Origin of the sequence: Actinopolymorpha pittospori (assembly GCF_014873875.1) — a bacterium.
Classification (GTDB): domain Bacteria; phylum Actinomycetota; class Actinomycetes; order Propionibacteriales; family Actinopolymorphaceae; genus Actinopolymorpha; species Actinopolymorpha pittospori.
On the sequence record NZ_JADBEM010000001.1, the window covers coordinates 6,926,404 to 6,943,501 of the forward strand.

The following is a 17,098-nucleotide window of genomic DNA, read 5'->3' on the forward strand; positions in this document are numbered from 1 at the left end:
GTGTGGAGCCGCAGAACACCACAGCGCCGCGGGGCGATCGCAGCGTCAGGTGGGACGCCCCCGAAGGACCGCGACCAGCCGGAGTGCAGCACCAGGCCGACGATCGGCCGGAGCTCGCGAGGCACGTGGCGCGACATCACGCCACCTCCAGGTGACGTGTCGGCTTGCTCACCGACACCTTCAGCCCGCGCTTCGGGTCTGGCCTCGGCACCTCGGGCTTGCCGGCGAGGCGAGCCGGCGTGTGGACACGGCAGCGGTGGCCGGTGAGGAAGTGCCGGGTGGGCTTGGCGCCGCAGTAGGTGTCCTGGCCGTCGATCTTGCCGGTGTAGTGGCCGCATGGGGTTCCGTAGCGCGGGATCATGCGGCCACCTGCTCGAGTGTGGCGCATTCACCGCAGACTCCGAAGGTCCTGGAGGCGCAGTAGCCGACGTCGCGGCGACAGGCGTTGCACCACCGCCTGGTGGCCATCGCCTTGTCGAGTGCCCCTGCCTGCGTCGGGGTGGGTACGCGCTTCGGCTTGGCCAGGTCGAGGCGGAAGAGCCAGGCCCACGACCGATCGTGGTACCAGACGAGCACTCCGTACGCGTCAGCCCCTCCCGGACAGAGACCTGCGGCACGGAGCTGGCGCCGCGTGACAAGCCCTTCGGGCGCCCACCCGAAGCTCCAGGCCGGGAGCCCGCAGACGGGGCGGGTAAGGCTCGTACGTCCGTCCCAAAGCTTCACCAGGCGGTACTCCGTCCAGCGGTACAGGCGGCTCATGACGCACCACCCGGTCGTCGCGGACAGTCCGGGCAGACCCAACTCGCACGGTCCGGTGAGACGCTCCAGTCACCGTCAGCGGCGGCGTCGGCCGCCTCGTCGACGCTGTCGTAGTGCGCGCCGTACTCATCGATCGGCGAGCCGCAGACGTCGCAGGTGATCTCCACGCACCTGACGGTTCGGACGGTCATCGGGCGCCGCCCCAGGAGCGGATCAGGTCGACGACGACGGCTGCGGCGACGGTGATCACGGCGCGCCCAGAGATGGCCGTCCATCACCAACGGTTCTGTGTGAGGACTGTTCCGTTGTCGCCCCGGGCTCCGCCTCTTGCTGGATGATCCCGTAGAGGTGTTGAGCGAGCCGGTTCAGCTCGGCCTTCGCGTCTCGAGCGAGACGGGAAGCGTCCCGTGCCCACTCCTCAACCGCAGCCGCCAGCATCTGCACGTCGTAGGCGAGGTCGCGGACATCGGCATCGCTGAGCTGACCGGGCTGCGAGGTGGGCTGGGCCTGGACCGCGCTGCCAGCCAGTCGTGCGAGCTCGGTAGCCCGCATCGACCAGCTCGCCGACGGCACCACGTAGCTACCCACTAGCCGTGTCATCGCGACACCTCCCTCGCACCTCGTGCGGGAGCATCGGCGGTCAGGTGGCGGCACTCGAACCGCGCCGTGGGCGCTGGCGCCGGCACGAGCCGTTGCCGGGCGCATGGTGGTTTCGCGGCGAAGCTCGTTTGAGTTCCCGAGCTCGGCTCGGTGAGGAGGTCTTCCATGCCTTGCAAGCAGCCGTCCAAGTGGTCAAGGAGGCTGTTGATCCGACGTACCCGGTCCAGGATCGCCAGGTTCTTCGCCCGCAGCTCGCCATTGCCCGCGCGCTCGTAGGCCCAGCTGAGCATCGCCCACCCGGACTCGACGCATTCCAGCTCGACGAGCGCCTGGTCGTGCGCCTGGTCGATCCCCTCCACCTCGGGAAGGTCAAAGTCGATTTCGATGAACTCGTTGCTGTCGCGGCGAATCGCGATCACGGTCACTCTCATGACGCCAACCGCCAATTTGTGTGGGTCTTCGGTCGCCTAAGGAAGGTGCGCACAGCGCCGACGCTGTGACGTTGACGACCTCACGCCCACGACATGTCGGCCACGGCGGCGGTTCGTCGCTCGAGAGAGGCCGACCAGGGTCTAGACATCGTGGATCCCAGGTGAGCACACAGCGCGAGTGGCAACGGTCCTGTGCCACCTGATGCTTGATACTGGTCGTGTTCGGCCATCCTGTCGGCGACGTTCCAGACGTCGGCTGGGCAGGATGTCGTAGCCTCGCCGATTCGGCCGGAACGGACTCGTGGCGGTTCTGACTTGGCCAGGGAGGACGACCTGTGCCCGATCCGATGGATGTGGAGACGTTGGTCCGAGTAGTCAACGAGCGGTGTGGCTACGGACTGACGCTGCTTGGCGAGGCCGAGCATGGCGAGACCTCCGGTGCGGTCTACGTGCGCTGGCCCGATGGCCGCGAAGGGGTGATCACCAGAACGAACATGCCATTGGAGCGGATGCGGCAGACCGCTGAGGTCGTTGAGTCGCTGCGTCGGCGAGGCCTACCGGTACCAAGGCAGGAGCCGGTCAAGCTCGACGACACATACTGGGCCGTCCTACTGCTACAAGAGCGCCTTCCCGGCAGTCCACCGAAGGTCGCCAATGCTGCGGTCATCGAGGCCATGCTGGCCATGAGCGAACACTTCACAGACGCGCTCGCCGGCCGCCCCGACGTACCCGCGCGACAGCTGTGGCTGCAGCGCAGTAACACCGACTACCCGCGGCATGACCTCCTGGCCGGCTACGACACCAGGACCCGACGGATGCTCGATCTGATCCGTGAGGTCGGCCGGGACGGGCCCGACGAGTTCACTGGCAACGACCTTGTGCATCCTGATTACACGCCGCCGAACGTGCTCGTCGACGAGAGCGGGCATATCAGCGGCATCGTCGACTGGAACGGCGGGATTACTCGCGGAGACCGATGCTTCGCCCTCGTCGGGCTCCGCGCCGACCTCACCCTGGGAGCCTAGATGCGGGCGAACAACCCACACGTTCACCAGGAAGCTATCGATCGTCTCGACGAATACCTCACCCGCGTGCTCGATCCGACACTGATCCGACGCTATTGGGCGCACTGCACACTCCACCGTCTGCATTGGACGATCACCTTCAACGACGCCGACGCGATCGACATGGGCCTACGTCTGGGCAACCTCTACCTCCGATGAATCGGATGCCGTGGCCTCAGGCGGCTGCTCCGAGACTGTCTGTGGGCTGTCACTGTCGGACCCGACGCCCTGCGGATGACCGCGAGCGTGGCCAGGTCGTGGTGCAACATCCTTGCGTGCGCCGTGATGGCGGAGATGGTCTGCGAGGTCGGCCGAAGCGATCGCTGCAAGGGACCGGATCCGTCACCTGGACAAGCAGCTGGAGGAGGCACTCGACCAGCACCCGGACGCCGCCGTGACGCGCCTGCCAGGGATGGGCGTCGTTCTCACTGCGGAGTTCCACGCCGAGGTCAGCAACCTCGGGCGCTTCCCCAGCGGCGACCATTTGGCCGCCGCTTCGGGCCTGGCGCCGGCAATCCAGCAGTCGGGGAAGGTCCGCTACCTGCGTCGCGCTACCGGAGGTAACCGCAGACTCAAGCGCATCTTCTACCAGGCTGCGTTCTGCGCCCTGACCAGCGATCCGGCGAGCAAAGCCTTCTACGCCCGCAAGCGTAAGGAGGGCAAGACCCACCAGCAGGCCGTCATCGCCCTCGCCAGACGACGCATCAATGTCCTGCACTCTATGCTCCACAGCCACCGAGCCTATGATCCGAGCTACGCCGCGGCGGAATGATGGCCGATGTTGCGGCATGATGGCGGGGTGATGCAGCTGCCGGAGGGGAACGATTGCCCGTTGCCGCCGGGTGAGGTGGTGAACCGGTGGGCCTTGCGGGTGGACGGCTATCTGGGTGGGCGCGCGAATCTGCACTGGCGAGTGTCTCGAGGAGGCCGGCCGCTGGTGCTGCGGCGCTATCAGGAGAAGCCGATTGGAGACATCGGGTACGAGTTACGAGTGTTGCAGCGGCTTGATGCGCTGGGCTGGCCTGTGCCAGTCGCGGTCGATGAGCTGCTGGTGGTGGATGGGCGCACGTGGTGCCTGTTCACGTGGTTGCCCGGAGCGTCGCCGACCGTAACGGAATCGCGGTCGGAGCAACGTGCGCTCGGCCGACTGCTCGCGAGGCTCCATGCCGATTTGGAGACGCTTGTGGACCTGGGGCAACGACCTGGCTGCCAGCGCGCCGAGGCCCTCCTGGCCGACCCTGTGCTGAGGCGTCGACTTCGTGACTACGAACGACTGTTCCCCGAGCAGGCCCGCATCCTGCGCTGGCATGTCGATCGCGCCAACGAATGCTTTGACGCTCTGGATCTTCGCGACCGGCGGCTCATCGTCATCCACAGCGACTTTGGTCTCCCCAACCTGCTGTACCAGGACGGGAAGCTGACCGGCGTCATCGACTTCGAAGGCACACACCTCAACCATCGCGCCTCCGACTTCGCACTGGGCTGGCGCGCGAAACGTGACGAGATCGTCCGTGGCTACGACGAGGTACGGCCACTCGACGAACTCGACTGGGCGCTGCTCACCCCAGCGTTATGGTCCTGGGTGTTCCTCGGCGTGGCGGATGAGATTCATGCGATGACGACCGGCGCGATCAAGCCGCATGGCTTCGACTGGCAAGTCGGCGTGCTGCGACGCCGATCACCGCTCATGGGTGTGGCAGGAGTCCCGTACCCCGACTTACCGCGTTGATCAGCGCCTGGCGCCTTGACCGGACCGATTGGGCTGCCCTCCGGACGCCACGCCTTTGACGAGTCATGGTGGGCGTCATCTGGGCCTGGCCCGACAACACGAGTAGGTTTGCCGACTCGTGTCACTCAATCTTCTGAGCGACGCTGGGCTTGAAATTCGTCGGGGACGGCTTCCCTGGAACGACGACCTCAACCATTGGGCAACAGCGATCAGGGACCTTGTGCACGGCGAGATGGCCCGTGTTCACTGCTCTTCAGGTTCCGGCCGGTCGGATTGGGCAGCGAGGTCTCATGTCGATTCCCAGCTGTGGCCAGGACTGGTGAGGCTGAGCCGGAACGACACCTGGTGGCCATCGTCACGGGTGCCGCCGTCGCGGGTCCAGCCCATCGACTTGTAGAAGCTCTGCCCTCGGTCGTACCCGGCGAGCGTCCAGAGGATGGCTTCTGCAAAGCCGGCGTCGACAAGCGCGTCATGTGCCGTTTGCATGAGGGCGGTCCCGATGCTCTTGCGCCAGTGGTCAGGGTCCACTGCGAGAGTGTCGAGTTCTCCGAGTTCTGGGTCGACAGGATCCCGGCTGGGCCCGATGCCGACGAGACCGACGATGGACCCGTCATGCTCCGCCACCCACCATCGGGCTGGCCCACCCATCAGCTCAGTCGTCCAACGGTTGATCCGAGCTTCGTCCACAACGATATGAGGCATCAACTCACCGAATCCCACGTTCCACGAGTCGACATAGACCTGCACCATCTGTGGCACGTCGTTCGCCCTAGCCGCTCGGATCACGATGGTCACCTCGCAAGCTTGGCACCTCGAGCGCCGTCGTGCGATAGGCGCGGAACCGGGCCATCGACACCTGGGTTGGGCGCCGGACAGCATAAAGTTGCTCACTCAACCGCGGCTGCACGCGAAGTGGCTCGCCCCCACCAGTCAGCGATCGCTCATCGCCCGCTTCATCGACGTACCAGAAGTCTCGCTCCGCTACGGCCAGTGCAGGCTCGCGAGAGGCCTGCTCAGGGCCCCGCTCGGCTGCTCCACCGTACACGGCAACCCGATGCCGGCCCGGACGGCCCGCACAGTGGGCGGTGTCGAGCACCCCCACAGGCAGCACCCCCGGGCACAGGTGGCACAACAAAGCGTCCCGGAACTCGTTGCGGCCCTTCCGCCCCAACGTCACGGCTGCCACCGCCAGGGCGGCATCGGGGATCCGAGACCGGGGTGTCCGAGGCAGGACGCGGGCCCCACGCCAACGCAACCGGCGGACACATCATCGCCACCGCCGGCGGCCAGGACACGCTCACACCTCCGCGGCCACCACGGCCCACTACGCCCACCCGGAGCAGCCAGCGCAGCACGGGATGGGGCCGGGACACTGCCAGTGGCTGCCATCATCTCGAGCGCGGCCACATCGTCAGCCGCAGGCAACGGATGACCCGACCCGGGACAGCACGTGCAGACCACATGCCGCCAACCAGTCGCGGTGAGCACCACCCGATCAAGCACATCCACACCCGCCGAACAAAACCCATCCCCCAACGCCGAAACCACCCCACAACCCCGGCCGTTACCGAACCGTAACCAACAACGATGACCGCAGACGCCGGTCCGGCCAGCACTCGGGCTGGAATTCCGCTGTCACATGAAGTGACCGGGGAAACGTCGATGCTGACCCGCAGACCAGACCCACACCGGGCTACGCCGAGACGCGGAACGCCTGTACATACTCCGTCGTGCCGAGGTGCTCGTAGACGAAAGTTGGCATCACTCGGTTCCAGTGATGTCCAAGGAGCACGGCGAGGCCCAGCGGTCCCGCGAGGAAGACGTGGAGAGTTCCGGTAGGGGCCGCGATCTGGCGTGCGAGGTCGCGGATGCCGATCGCGAGGGAGCTGGCTGTTTCCGGATCTGGCACGGACCCTGGACCGACCTGTCCTCCCTCGGGCAGTGCCGTGTGAACCCTCCCGACGGTTATGCCCGCTCGTTCGATCCAGTTGACCACTGCGTCGGTTGCGTCGGTGGTCACCGAGACGACCAGCGCAGGGTCACCTCCGAGTCCGAGATCTTGCGAGTGGTGCGTCGGCACCAGGGCCGCCGTGGTGACGTCGCTGGACCAGAGTTGTTCGCCCTGTCTGATGCCAACCTCGTAACCCAGGACCCGTCGGAGGACTGTCCCTGCCTTGAAGCCGGTTGCTTGTCGCATCGTCCCGGTGAGCAGGAGTCGGCGATGTGCACCCAGATGGCCTGGGATCTGCTCGATGTCACTGGCCAGTTGTTCCCATGAGGATGGGGGCTTGGGCGCGACCTTGGTGAAGGCGTCGTCGCCATCCATGCGATCCACCCAGTCCAGGGCGTGCTGGGCGTGGTCGGCCATTGGGTCGTGGCTGAGTGTGGCGATGGAGATGGATGTCCAAGGGGTTCCCGCGCGCAGGCTCAGCATGGTGATGGCGTTTTCGATTTCGTCGAGCGAAAGGCGCTGGCGACCATCTTCCACCTGCCTGGCGACCCAGTCAGTCCCGGCGTTGATCGCCCTGTCATCGGACTGGAGTCCGTTCGCGGTCATGAGCAGGCTGACCTCGCGGCGGAGACTCACCACGTCCTCGGACGTTTCGAGGTAGAAGTCTTCGAAGAAGGCGAGCAGCTCCGCTTCGGTGACGCCCGCTGTTTCGGCCCATTGTTTGCGGGCCAGGCCCCGGTGGGACTTCGGGCCACCTTGTGCGGCACGAGGTACCAGCCGACCGTCTCGTGCGTCGCGGTCGCGAAGAAGGAGGTCGGCGGGGTCGATGGCACGGTTCGTGATCAGCGCAACCCGGACGCGGACACCGTTGCGGGCGACTTGGCGGTGACTGCAGACGAGCTTCTTGAGCAGGTCGTTGCCGGTCAGATACTCCAGGTTGACTGGAGTGCGCGCGTCGACGGCGTATTTGATCTGCGCATAGTCGTTCGGCGGAGCGGCGCGGTAGTAGACGACGTCGTCGATGTTCCCGGCATCATCGGCTTCGACACCGACTGCGGTTCCGGGATTCGGGGTGTTGTGGGTCCGCTGCTCGTTGACGACGCGCATGCAAAACCGCCAGGCGTGCAGCCACTGGTAGCGGTCGCCAGCGATGCGCACTCCGGTGGGCCGCGGCAGGCCACGGCGCGCGCGGTCACTCATTTGGCTCCAAAGGTACTGGGTGGGTCCTCGGCAGGTCGCCCGTGATCCTGACAGCACAACGCTTGGGGTTGACGGCGGTGATGCGCCGGGCGTCAAGGTCGTAGTCGTCTTCGATCGTGCGCCGGAGCACGAGCAGTGTCGGGTTCGGCAGACGGGGGTGCAGGTAGGAGATAAGCCGGAGGCTGGCGAGGTCCGGCCCGCTCGGCGGCACGTCCGCGGGATGTGAGTGCCAGTCCCCGATGTACCCGAGTCGCGGGTCGATCGCCCGCGCCCTCAGTACGGCGGGCTGCGTCGCGCCGCCGGGGAGGTGGTAGTGGGCTCGTCCGCGCCTAGAGGTGGGCAGTTCGATAGCTATGGTCGCCCACGGCTCTTGGTCGACATGGACGCCGACGAGGATGCCCCCTGTCTCCAGTGGGTGGGAGAGGCTGGCCGCTCGCTTCAGCTGGTCGACGGCGCTCTCGGCGATGAGAAGTTCCGGCTGGACGCGCGTCACGCTGTCGCGGGACCGATCACGTCGAAAGGCGCAACCGCCAGGGGCCGGAGGACCTCGACCTGCTCGTCCGGCAGTAGACGGCGCTCCAGTAGTTGGTCGATAGCTGCGGCCACGATGTCGGCGGCGGCCCGCTGAGCCGCCCAGGGGGGAGCGCCGTTGACAAGCGCGATGCAGCCGAGCTCGAGGAACGCGCCCACAGGCTGGGGATCGTCTGGCGGCAGATCCAGATAGTCGGCCGACTTGTCGCGGTTGGAGATAGGGGTGTCGTTCGCCGCTTGGCGTCGGACCCGCAGGAGGCCTCCTTGGTGGAAGAGGGCGCCGGTGATGAGGGGTACATCTTCCTGAGCGCACACGATGCTGAGGGCAGCGGTCATCGGTGCCGTTCCGGTGCAGTCGATGACTAGGTCGAAACCTCGCACATTGTCGGCGAGTTCGGCGGGCGCGAACGGCAGATCCTTGGTCACGATGTCGAAGTCACACCAGGGCGCGTGATCGTCGATCTCGGCGCTGACGCCGATGCCCTTGTTGTATCCGACCGAGTACTTGTCGGCGACGTGTCGGACGAGGTTGGCGGTCATGAGGGTGTCGGGGTCGTAGCCCTTGATGTGGGCGACGCCGCTCTCTGCCAGCAGCAGTGCAACGCTCCCTCCGATCGATCCCAGCCCGGCCACTAGAAGGCGCTTGCCGGCGAGCAGGTCGGCGTCGGGCCCGGCGCGTCGCTTTCGGGCGGCGAGGTCGGAGGGGAAGGCGGCGTGTGCTTCGGCCACAACCTCGGCGCCGTGCCCCGAGAAGCCAAGCGCGATGGCGTCGGGTTGTCCATTGAACCTGGGCCAGGTCAGGACGGCGAAGTCGAGTCCACCGCTCGGCGTCTTGATGTCCGCGTCCTGCCGGGCCGCAAGCCCCCTCTCGAAGTGCTCTCGCTGGCGTCGGGCGAGGGCGTCCCGGAACTGGTCCAGGTCACGAGGCGGGTCGGTGATCTCGCGGCGGGTGTAGAGGACCCCGTTGAACGTCGGCGTGTCTCGCTGGGCCCCCACCTGGAACAGGATCTGCCGCCGATGGGCCGTGAGGTCGATGATCGTGCCGTTAGAGGCGCCACGAAGCAGGTCGCCGATCGGGAGTTCGAGACGGTAGCCGCTCTTCCCGTCGAACAGCAGGTAGGAGTCGAGCGCCTGGTCGGCAACGCCGAAACCGGTCTGCGCCGCCTCTGCCCACGCGTCGAGTCGGGCCCAGAGCGCATCGAGGTTGCGTCCCTCGACCTGCGCGGGGTCGTCGTCGGCCCACAGACAGATGATCCCCTCGTAGACGTGCGGCGCCTTAAGGCCCTCGACATGCACGTGGGCATACCGCAGTGGCCATCCGTCGTTGAAGACCACCTGCATCCGCCCCCGGTCGGTGAGCGGATTCAGGGACTCCCGGATCGGTCCCGTCCACACCTTGAGGTCGGTGTCAGGGACCGGGCTGAACCCGGCGGCAACGAGGCCGGAGCAGAACCGCTCGAAGCCGCCGGTATCGAAGGTCTCGAACGCCATTACGCGAAGCCGCGAGGCTGGTTGCTCCCAACTGCCTCGACCGCGGCGATGCTGGCGATCGGGAAGCCGTTCGCGTCACAGCCGTCCGGCAATGGGAGGACCTGGCCCCGTTCGTTCGTGCCCAGGATGTCCCGCCACAACTTGGCTGCCCGGCACTTGTCGGCGTCGAGCGCCTGCTTCGCCAGACCAGCGAGTTCACGGAACTTCGCGGCTCCCGATGCCCACTGGCCGGCGTACAGGGCGGGCTTCAGCTGCGTCCCGAGAACGGGGTCGAGCATGCCGTCGGTGACCGCCAGATGGATCTCGTCCGCGACTACACCGAGGGAACCGGCGAGCAGTTCGGCCCACGACGACCCGGTTACCCGCCCGTTCGACCACGCGTAGTACGCCGCGATCTCCGTGTAGAGGCCGCCGGGCCTGTTGTCGCCGAGGTGCACGTGGCGGACCTGGCGCAGCAGGCGCACGATCGGCCGGTAGGCCGAGCGGTTGCCGACGGTCGAAGTCGACGCGGCCGTGGCCAAGGTGTTGGTCCGGATGGCCAACTCAACCGGGCTGGTCTTGACCCAGCGGCCGTCCTCCTCGTCCCAGCGGTCGCGGTTACGGTTCGGGATCCCCCAGTGCTCGCTCCACGGAACGGCAGGGACCGCGTCCACACTGAACGCCAACTCCTCAGGAACGCCCGAGTCTTCGAAGTCGATCTTCAGGCTCCGTGCTTGTTCGGTGACCCGACCGCCGGGGACCTGGTTTTTGAGCCCGTAGTGGTCGACCAGGACCCGCTTCACCTCCTCGTAGATCCGCCCAGGGTCGTGGCGCACGGAGAGATCCTTGAACCGCAGGAACACGTCCACATCCTTGCCGGGATAGCGACCCGTCAGCCGGGCATAGGAGCCGATCAAGATCGTGTCGATGCCCCAGTCACGCAGTTGCCGGTCGACCTCCAGCAGTTCACGCACCTCCGTGTGAGCCGCGGAGGCGCGCTTCTGCTTCTCGCCATGGATGGTGACGTTGGTGACGGCGGACTCGAACTCTGCGCTCAGGGTCTCCATCGTGACTCCTCCTCAATGGTCCCTGTTTCTCTCGAGCGGTTCCCCGTGTGGACCAGACTGGTTGTGTTGTGGACGCTGACCGTATCCGCCGCCACCGACATCTCCGACGTGCCAGGTCGACGTCGTACGGCGTGTCACGCGCAGCGCACCGGGCTTCGCGGTCGATCGGCAACGTGCAGCGCGACGGACGTTGGTCCGGAACGATCGTGGCCATCTGTGGTGCCGTCCCCGCCTCGCCGCCAACGAGCTGACACCAGACGGGGAGATACACCACCTCGTCCTGTCGCTGTGCCTTCCCGTCGACGGTCAGGTGCCGCGGTTGGTCGGTTCTGTTGGACCCGGCCTGTGGACAGGTCGAGCGAGACGACGTCGAGCTGCGGCATCCTTGCGTGCACGTTCGGGGCGAGCCACCCTCGCGCCCGCCGGCCGCGCCCACGGGAGGTGGGGCGGGCACGTCGGAAGGAACCCCGGACGCCGTGCACCGAGCTGCGCCGTACGGTGGGGCGGTCATACCGCAATACCCGAAGGTCCCGCAGTGCGTATCCGTGGGCCGATCGAGCCCATGCTCGCCAAGAGCATCGACCGCCTACCTCCACCGCCTGCCGGCGGCCTCCGCTACGAACCGAAGTTCGACGGGTACCGCGCGCTGGCCACAATCCGGGAAGACGCCTCTGTATCGGTCTATTCGCGGCGCGGCACACCTCTCACCGAAGCCTTCCCCGAGATCGTCGGCGCCCTCTACGCCTACCTCCCCCAAAAGGCACCGTCGTCGACGGCGAGATCGTCCTGTGGCGCCGCGGCCACCTCGACTTCAACGCCCTCCAACGCCGCCACGCCCAACGCCGCCACGCCACCCAGCTCGCCGCGACCGAACCCTGCCACCTGGTCGTCTTCGACGTCCTCGAAACCCGCGAGGACGGAGACCTACGCCGACGGCCGCTACGTGAGCGCCGTGCCGTGCTCAAGCGGCTGTTCCGCCGCGTCCCCGCCCGGTCCCCGCTCACCCTCGCCATGCAGACCGCCGACCCCGGCGTCGCGCAGGAGTGGTACGACACGATGGCCGTCGCCGGTGTCGAAGGTCTCGTGATCAAACCGGCGAACAGCCAGTACCTTCCCGGATCCCGGCTGTGGATGAAGTAGAAGTCCCGCCAGACCACCGACGCCGTGATCGGCGGAGTGACCGGCAGCCTCCACCGACCCGCGGCGCTGCTGCTCGGCCGCTACGCCTCCGACACCGGCCGCCTCCACTACGCCGGGCGGACCACCTCGCACCTGACCGACATCCAGGCCGCGGCTACCGCGCCGCTGCTCGTCGCCGCGATCGGCGGGCATCCATGGCCGGCGCAACTCACCGTCAACTGGCGGTCCAAACCGACCTGCTACCACCAGGTCGCCCGCTGGTCGTCGTGGAGATCCGCGCCGACATCGCCACCGACCAGGGCCGCCGGTGGCGGCACGCCGTCCGAATGCTGCGGATCCGGGACATCGCCGCGGACGAGGTGCCGCTCGACCTGGATCTAGAGGCCTGAGTCCGCCGCGCTCACTCCTCAGGCAGGTCCATCGGGCAGGCCCACAGGGCGAGCCGGTCGGCGATCTTCTCCCGGTCCTCCCCTGCCAGGTCGGCGCGGTGCTCGATCACGTCGAGGGCCAGGTCGACGAGGTCGATGTCCTCGACCAGCAGCTGGTACCCGTTGAGTTCGTAGAACGCGATCAACGCCATGACAGCGACGCGCTTGTTCCCGTCGAGGAACGCGTGGCTTTGGATGACTCCGGCGAACAGCGCCGCGGCCTTCTCGTGGAACGTGGGGAAGGCGTCCTCGCCGAACGCGGATGCTCGGCACCGGTTGACCCCGGCCTCGAGCAGACCCATGTTGACGCCGGGGACACCTCCGCCGTCCAGCACTTCGGCCTCGTGCATGCGCAGGAGGTCCTCGGCGCGCAGGTAGATGATCCACTCCGGGGGCGTGGATCAGTTATAGGCCGAAATGGAACCACCCGCGCGCTTTCGGCGCGCGGGTGGTTCAGATGAAGCGATCTCGTTACAGGTCGCGGAGCTTGTCCAGGGCGGGCCGGTGGAGGGCCTGCGTCCGCTTGGTCGAGGCGTCGACCATCTCCTGGTGTCCCTCGCCTTCCATCCAGGCGGTGACGACCTTGGTCAGCGTCTCGTTGATCGGCGTCCCGGTGAGGAAGGAGTGGATCCTCAGCTGCTCGTGGAGCTCGGGCGGGAGGCGCAGGTTGAACGACTGACGGTTGGCTGTGATCTTGGTGGCCATGGGATCCCCTTCCGTGGCCTTGTTCGTCGCGAAGTCTCGCAACTTGGTGCCATGGTGCCATGGTGCCAAGATCGTTTCAATGACTTTCGGCTACGAGAGCGGTTTCTAGATCCGTTTCGATTCCCCTAGACACTTTCTGGCCACTTTTGGTGCCGCCAGATGCACTCTAAGCATTCCTCGTCCGCTTCGAGTCACGTCCTGCGATCCCGACTGTTCATCGAACACCCGTTCGAGGCATCATGTCCGCATGGGGGGTCAGCGCAGATACAAGATGGAGGTCGACGGCTTCGAGGTGCCGGTCGGCGCCCGCCGCCACGACCTGGACGAGGCCGTGGAAGCGATCCACGCCACCAACCGGGACGGCATCTTCTCCGCCGACGGAGCCTGGCGCGGCTCACTCGACGACAATCTCCTCTCCCCCATGCTGGAGGGCCCGCACCGGATCCGCCGCGGTGAGCGCGTCGACGGGCAAGACACCCTCCTAGCCGTATCCGCCGGCGAGACATTCGAGGACATCCAAGATCGGCTCTACCGGGCCCGGCACTGCACCTCCCCTCGCATGCTGACCCGCCACCGGATCGCCGAGGTGCTCTACGCCGGGGTCGGCGCCGGGCTGCTCGAACCTGTGCCGGCAGCCCGTGTCGAGGACACCGTGGACACGGTGATGGAGGCGATGGCCGACGGGAGGCTGCACCCGAGGATGCTCGCCGCGCGCGGCGAAGGCCTACGTCAGTGGCTTGGACTGCCCGCCGGCGAGTGGACCGCGGCCGCAGACGAGGCAGTAAAAAGGGGCCGCACGATGTGCGCGGCCCCGCAGGTGCAAGAGCGTGAGGACTACGACGACAACAAGTGGGCGCTGTAACCGTCGGACGAACCGACAACGGCTACGGCTGCCGCTCGAGCCTGTTCGACTCCTCCAACGCCGCGGCGATTCGGTTCATCGCATGGCCAAGCGCGAGCGTCGCGGACGCCAGGGCCCGCGTTGCTCAAGGCCGCCCCACGTGCGCGTGTCAGCCTGCGGCGAACGCATGCCGACAGCCGGTCAGGTCCCACGTTCCCGCTGGGTTATCCGCTGGCGGGAAACCGTCAGCACGGTACCTCGACACCTTCGAACTGATGACACGCGTCATGCGCACCCACGGCCTTCACAACGTGATCACAGGCACGCTCGTGATGCATGCGTTCGGAGTCTCGTATCCGAACGACTGGGAGAGCACGCTCCCTGCCAAGGTGGCGCGGCGCGACCAATGGCTGGCCCGCTTCGACGCACGATGAACCGTCCACGATGCAGCGTGGGTCAGCACAAGCAGAACGGGTTCCCGTGGGCGTCGAGCATGACCCGGACATGCTCCTGCGACTGTTCGTTCGCGAGAGTCGCGCCCGCCTCGAGCGCCCACGCGACGGCCTCGTCGAGGTCGTCCACGCCTATGTCGAGGTGCATCGTCGCGTTCTGTCCGCTGACCGTGCTCGGCCAGACAGGCCGCTCGTACTCCCGATCGGACTCGATGTTGATCGTCGGGCCGGTCTCGCCCTCGGGCGGGCGCAGCTGGGCCCACCCGCCCTTCGGCCCCTCCGCGACGATGGGCCAACCCAGGAGCCGCTCGTAGAACTCGGCCAACTCCCGGGCGCGTGCTGGCGCTGCCGTGATGGTGACTGTCCCCACCTGCATCTGCGGTCGCGTCATGCGGAGACCGTACTGACCGCTGAGCTCGACTTCAACGGTACGCGGGCGGGCGCTCGGACAGCGCGTACTAATCCGTTGTCAGCATTGTTCGAACGAGTCAGGATGCCCCATGATCTTCACGATCCGCCCCGTCCGGCTGACTGACTACGACGATCTACGACCGCTGATTGCCCCTCGCGACCCCGAGCCGAAGGCACGGCATCTGTTCGCCAGACTCGTCGAAGACGACAGTTGGGCAATCATCGGCGCCTATCGCGACGAGCGGGCCGTCGGGTACGTCGCCGCGCAGGACTACGGATCACACCTCAGGCATGGCGACTTCCATCGGACTGTCCGGATGCACGACTTGATCGTGAGTGAATCCGAGCGCGGGCACGGCGCAGGGACCCAACTCCTGAACGCGGCCATGGAGTGGGCGAGAGGTCGTGCCCGCTACGTTGAGTGGCAGGCTCACGAAACTCGGGCGGCGCCCTTCTACGCCAAGCTTGGGTACACAGGACTCGCCTGTCCTCAGCCGGACTACCCGACGTTCACCGTTGATCTGCGTCCCGAGCTGCAATGACATCGACACCCCGGAGCGTCCGTGACGGCACGGTAGCCTCCAGAGCGCGATTCACATGCTCAGGACGCCTTCGCGGTGGCTCGCCGAGCAGCGCCGGGCGCCCCAGGTCGACGTCGACGAGCCTCCATGCTTCGTCCAGCCGCCGGGGCTGCTCGGTTACGGCTCGACTCGACGTCGGTACCAGACTCGAACAGAGCCACCGGCGAACAAACACCCACCGCAGGCAGCTATCGCGAAGTCGTCGAACCAGAGCGCCTCGTCTGGGCCTGGCAGAGCAGCGAGCCACTCCCCGAAGAATCAGTCGTCACCATCACCTTGACCGACCTGGCTGAGAACAAAACCAGGATGCACTTCACACAAGTCGGATTCACCTGGGGCGTGTTCGAATACGGGATCGCCAACACCCGCGCCGGTTTCAGCGAAGAAATCGACAAGCTCGCCAAATACCTCGCCAACATCTGAGGACCCCCGGCGTCGACGATCAAATAGTTCCCCCAGAATTGGGGATTCCTCGATCACGACCTTCCCCACCCTGCCGATCAGCAGGCTCCTCATGGGGACGACGACCGTGCCGCGGGCGGCGAGGGTGACGGATGACTGGAGTGAGGCAGCAAGTGCCGACGCCCGGCCTTCTTCGCCGGCCGGCTGGGGTCTGATGACCTGGGTGCCTGTCGTCGTCGGGAGCTGTGTCGCAGGTCCCGGAGTGCGGCGGGCTTCGGGTCGCTGGAGCTGACGCTTCGGTGGTTGCGGCGTACGCCGTGGACAACGTGAGCCCGGGTTACGAGCAGTCTCGCGGGCTCCGCACCACGTGAGGGTGGGAAGCTACTTGAGTTTCAAGGGTGGGGAAACGCCGGCTCTGGCCCAAATTCCGTGATTGGCTACGGTCGGTTATTGTGCTGGAGTGTCATGCGAGGAGTACTCGTTTTCTGAGTAGGTCGAAGTTCGCGCGGCCGAACATTTGCCGTTTGAGGTATTTGATTTTGTTGACGATGCCTTCAACTGGTCCGGAGTTGAAGCGTGTGGTGAGCCCGTTGATGACGGCTTGAACGTCGCGTCGAAGGCCGGTGGTGAAGGAGTGTAGGTGCGGGAGATCGTCGGCGTCGACGCTGCTCATCCAGGCCTCCAGCCGGTCTTTGTCACCGTTGAGATGGGCCATCATCTCGGCGAAAGTCGACACGTGCGTCGCGGTCATCTTCAGCTCGGGGCAGTGCGAGCGTGCTTCGTCGAGTTTGGTGTGGGCGTCGGTGTCGAGATGGTCGGGGTGGGTGAGGATCCAGCGGGTGATCTCGCGGGGTTTCGGTATTGCGGGTGTTGTTGGCGGCGCGACGGCGAGGTGGCGGAACGGCCGGAAGTAGCGGCGGACGGCCTGCACGCTGCCCGACCAGCCTTGGGCTTGCAATTCCGCGTGCAGGGTGGGGATGTCGGTGCAGCCTTGGTTCCACCGCTGGTGCAGGTAGGGCTTGAACGGATCGAGCTTGCTGGCACGGGCGGTCGCCTTCACCAGAAGCTCGTCGAGGCTGGTAGCACGAGCGAACCGTTGCACGGTTTTGCGGTCCAGGCCCAGGGTGGTGCAGACACGACCGCTTCTACGCCACTGCCGTGACCGTGCCGGCCGCAGGGTCTCGCCGGACCACGCCGAGTGCAAGACCCCGGCTGTCGCCGGGTCATCCATGATCGCAGCGGCAGGGTGACGGGGTGTCGGCACCGGGGCGGGCAGCGTCGACGCAGCCTCGGGTGTGGGGGTGCTCGTCGCAGTAAGCGCGGGGATCGTGCGCAC

At 66.6% G+C, this 17,098-nt stretch carries 23 protein-coding genes and 1 pseudogene; 10 read left to right on the forward strand and 14 right to left on the reverse strand.

Features of this window, described 5'->3' with window-relative positions:
• Nucleotides 1-136: 136 nt before the first annotated feature.
• Genes HEB94_RS32270 through HEB94_RS32290 form a run of 5 tightly spaced genes read right to left on the reverse strand, consistent with a single transcriptional unit; the run spans nt 137 to nt 1,784 of the window.
• Entirely contained in the window at nt 137-361 is a 225-nt protein-coding gene (locus HEB94_RS32270; protein ID WP_192753361.1) for a hypothetical protein, read from the reverse strand.
• Entirely contained in the window at nt 358-759 is a 402-nt protein-coding gene (locus HEB94_RS32275; RefSeq protein ID WP_202896678.1) for an RRQRL motif-containing zinc-binding protein, read from the reverse strand. The genes HEB94_RS32270 and HEB94_RS32275 overlap by 4 nt, the downstream gene beginning before the upstream one ends.
• On the reverse strand, nt 756-950 hold the full coding sequence (locus HEB94_RS32280) for a hypothetical protein (RefSeq protein WP_192753362.1): 195 nt from the start codon (nt 948-950) through the stop codon (nt 756-758). Before HEB94_RS32280 ends, HEB94_RS32275 begins: the two co-directional genes overlap by 4 nt.
• Before the next feature lie 55 nt (nt 951-1,005).
• Nucleotides 1,006-1,359: a hypothetical protein gene (locus HEB94_RS32285; protein ID WP_192753363.1), complete on the reverse strand. Its 354-nt coding sequence runs from the start codon at nt 1,357-1,359 to the stop codon at nt 1,006-1,008.
• The gene (locus HEB94_RS32290; protein WP_192753364.1) at nt 1,356-1,784 is read right to left on the reverse strand and encodes a hypothetical protein; all 429 of its coding nucleotides are present in this window, start codon (nt 1,782-1,784) and stop codon (nt 1,356-1,358) included. The genes HEB94_RS32285 and HEB94_RS32290 overlap by 4 nt, the downstream gene beginning before the upstream one ends.
• A 341-nt stretch (nt 1,785-2,125) precedes the next feature.
• On the opposite strand from HEB94_RS32290, the gene HEB94_RS32295 reads away from it, so the two are divergent.
• The 4 genes from HEB94_RS32295 to HEB94_RS32310 all read left to right on the forward strand — a co-directional run bounded on the left by HEB94_RS32295 (nt 2,126) and on the right by HEB94_RS32310 (nt 4,583).
• Nucleotides 2,126-2,815, forward strand: a complete 690-nt coding sequence (locus tag HEB94_RS32295) for a phosphotransferase (protein ID WP_192753365.1) — start codon at nt 2,126-2,128, stop codon at nt 2,813-2,815.
• The gene (locus HEB94_RS32300) at nt 2,816-3,013 is read left to right on the forward strand and encodes a hypothetical protein (RefSeq protein WP_192753366.1); all 198 of its coding nucleotides are present in this window, start codon (nt 2,816-2,818) and stop codon (nt 3,011-3,013) included.
• Between the two features lie 235 nt (nt 3,014-3,248).
• Nucleotides 3,249-3,626, forward strand: coding sequence for a transposase (locus tag HEB94_RS32305; protein WP_337918087.1), 378 nt, complete (start codon nt 3,249-3,251; stop codon nt 3,624-3,626).
• A gap of 30 nt (nt 3,627-3,656) precedes the next feature.
• Entirely contained in the window at nt 3,657-4,583 is a 927-nt protein-coding gene (locus HEB94_RS32310; protein WP_238362780.1) for a phosphotransferase enzyme family protein, read from the forward strand.
• 288 nt (nt 4,584-4,871) lie between these two features.
• Here the strand turns inward: HEB94_RS32310 and HEB94_RS32315 are convergent, their stop codons facing one another.
• The 5 genes from HEB94_RS32315 to HEB94_RS32335 all read right to left on the reverse strand — a co-directional run bounded on the left by HEB94_RS32315 (nt 4,872) and on the right by HEB94_RS32335 (nt 10,802).
• Nucleotides 4,872-5,378, reverse strand: a complete 507-nt coding sequence (locus HEB94_RS32315) for a GNAT family N-acetyltransferase (protein ID WP_192753369.1) — start codon at nt 5,376-5,378, stop codon at nt 4,872-4,874.
• Nucleotides 5,379-6,276: 898 nt separating this feature from the next.
• Complete coding sequence (locus tag HEB94_RS32320) at nt 6,277-7,734, reverse strand: SAVED domain-containing protein (protein ID WP_192753370.1); 1,458 nt, start codon at nt 7,732-7,734, stop codon at nt 6,277-6,279.
• Complete coding sequence (locus HEB94_RS32325; RefSeq protein WP_192753371.1) at nt 7,727-8,227, reverse strand: Mov34/MPN/PAD-1 family protein; 501 nt, start codon at nt 8,225-8,227, stop codon at nt 7,727-7,729. Before HEB94_RS32325 ends, HEB94_RS32320 begins: the two co-directional genes overlap by 8 nt.
• On the reverse strand, nt 8,224-9,756 hold the full coding sequence (locus HEB94_RS32330; protein WP_192753372.1) for a ThiF family adenylyltransferase: 1,533 nt from the start codon (nt 9,754-9,756) through the stop codon (nt 8,224-8,226). Before HEB94_RS32330 ends, HEB94_RS32325 begins: the two co-directional genes overlap by 4 nt.
• Nucleotides 9,756-10,802: a nucleotidyltransferase domain-containing protein gene (locus HEB94_RS32335; protein WP_192753373.1), complete on the reverse strand. Its 1,047-nt coding sequence runs from the start codon at nt 10,800-10,802 to the stop codon at nt 9,756-9,758. Before HEB94_RS32335 ends, HEB94_RS32330 begins: the two co-directional genes overlap by 1 nt.
• Before the next feature lie 562 nt (nt 10,803-11,364).
• On the opposite strand from HEB94_RS32335, the pseudogene HEB94_RS51405 reads away from it, so the two are divergent.
• Together HEB94_RS51405 and HEB94_RS32355 are read left to right on the forward strand one after the other, a co-directional pair.
• Nucleotides 11,365-11,942, forward strand: a pseudogene (locus HEB94_RS51405) (ATP-dependent DNA ligase).
• Between the two features lie 24 nt (nt 11,943-11,966).
• Nucleotides 11,967-12,323 carry a hypothetical protein gene (locus HEB94_RS32355; protein WP_192753374.1) on the forward strand — a complete coding sequence of 119 codons (357 nt, stop codon included), beginning with the start codon at nt 11,967-11,969 and terminating at the stop codon, nt 12,321-12,323.
• 19 nt (nt 12,324-12,342) lie between these two features.
• Here HEB94_RS32355 and HEB94_RS32360 read toward each other — a convergent pair whose 3' ends face one another.
• Together HEB94_RS32360 and HEB94_RS32365 are read right to left on the reverse strand one after the other, a co-directional pair.
• The gene (locus HEB94_RS32360) at nt 12,343-12,753 is read right to left on the reverse strand and encodes a type II toxin-antitoxin system death-on-curing family toxin (RefSeq protein WP_337918569.1); all 411 of its coding nucleotides are present in this window, start codon (nt 12,751-12,753) and stop codon (nt 12,343-12,345) included.
• Between the two features lie 88 nt (nt 12,754-12,841).
• Entirely contained in the window at nt 12,842-13,075 is a 234-nt protein-coding gene (locus HEB94_RS32365) for a DNA-binding protein (RefSeq protein WP_192753376.1), read from the reverse strand.
• Between the two features lie 247 nt (nt 13,076-13,322).
• On the opposite strand from HEB94_RS32365, the gene HEB94_RS32370 reads away from it, so the two are divergent.
• Together HEB94_RS32370 and HEB94_RS32375 are read left to right on the forward strand one after the other, a co-directional pair.
• On the forward strand, nt 13,323-13,937 hold the full coding sequence (locus HEB94_RS32370) for a hypothetical protein (RefSeq protein WP_192753377.1): 615 nt from the start codon (nt 13,323-13,325) through the stop codon (nt 13,935-13,937).
• A 254-nt stretch (nt 13,938-14,191) separates the two neighbouring features.
• Complete coding sequence (locus tag HEB94_RS32375; protein ID WP_192753378.1) at nt 14,192-14,350, forward strand: hypothetical protein; 159 nt, start codon at nt 14,192-14,194, stop codon at nt 14,348-14,350.
• Between the two features lie 22 nt (nt 14,351-14,372).
• On the opposite strand, the gene HEB94_RS32380 is transcribed toward HEB94_RS32375, so the two are convergent.
• Nucleotides 14,373-14,759 (reverse strand): VOC family protein, encoded by a 387-nt coding sequence (locus tag HEB94_RS32380; RefSeq protein ID WP_192753379.1) that lies wholly within the window; start codon nt 14,757-14,759, stop codon nt 14,373-14,375.
• A gap of 109 nt (nt 14,760-14,868) precedes the next feature.
• Here HEB94_RS32380 and HEB94_RS32385 point away from each other — a divergent pair, with 109 nt between their 5' ends.
• Complete coding sequence (locus HEB94_RS32385; protein WP_192753380.1) at nt 14,869-15,321, forward strand: GNAT family N-acetyltransferase; 453 nt, start codon at nt 14,869-14,871, stop codon at nt 15,319-15,321.
• Nucleotides 15,322-15,447: 126 nt separating this feature from the next.
• Nucleotides 15,448-15,783, forward strand: a complete 336-nt coding sequence (locus HEB94_RS32390; protein ID WP_192753381.1) for an SRPBCC domain-containing protein — start codon at nt 15,448-15,450, stop codon at nt 15,781-15,783.
• Nucleotides 15,784-16,225: 442 nt separating this feature from the next.
• Here HEB94_RS32390 and HEB94_RS32395 read toward each other — a convergent pair whose 3' ends face one another.
• The gene (locus HEB94_RS32395) at nt 16,226-16,822 is read right to left on the reverse strand and encodes a transposase (RefSeq protein WP_192753382.1); all 597 of its coding nucleotides are present in this window, start codon (nt 16,820-16,822) and stop codon (nt 16,226-16,228) included.
• Nucleotides 16,823-17,098 lie beyond the last annotated feature (276 nt).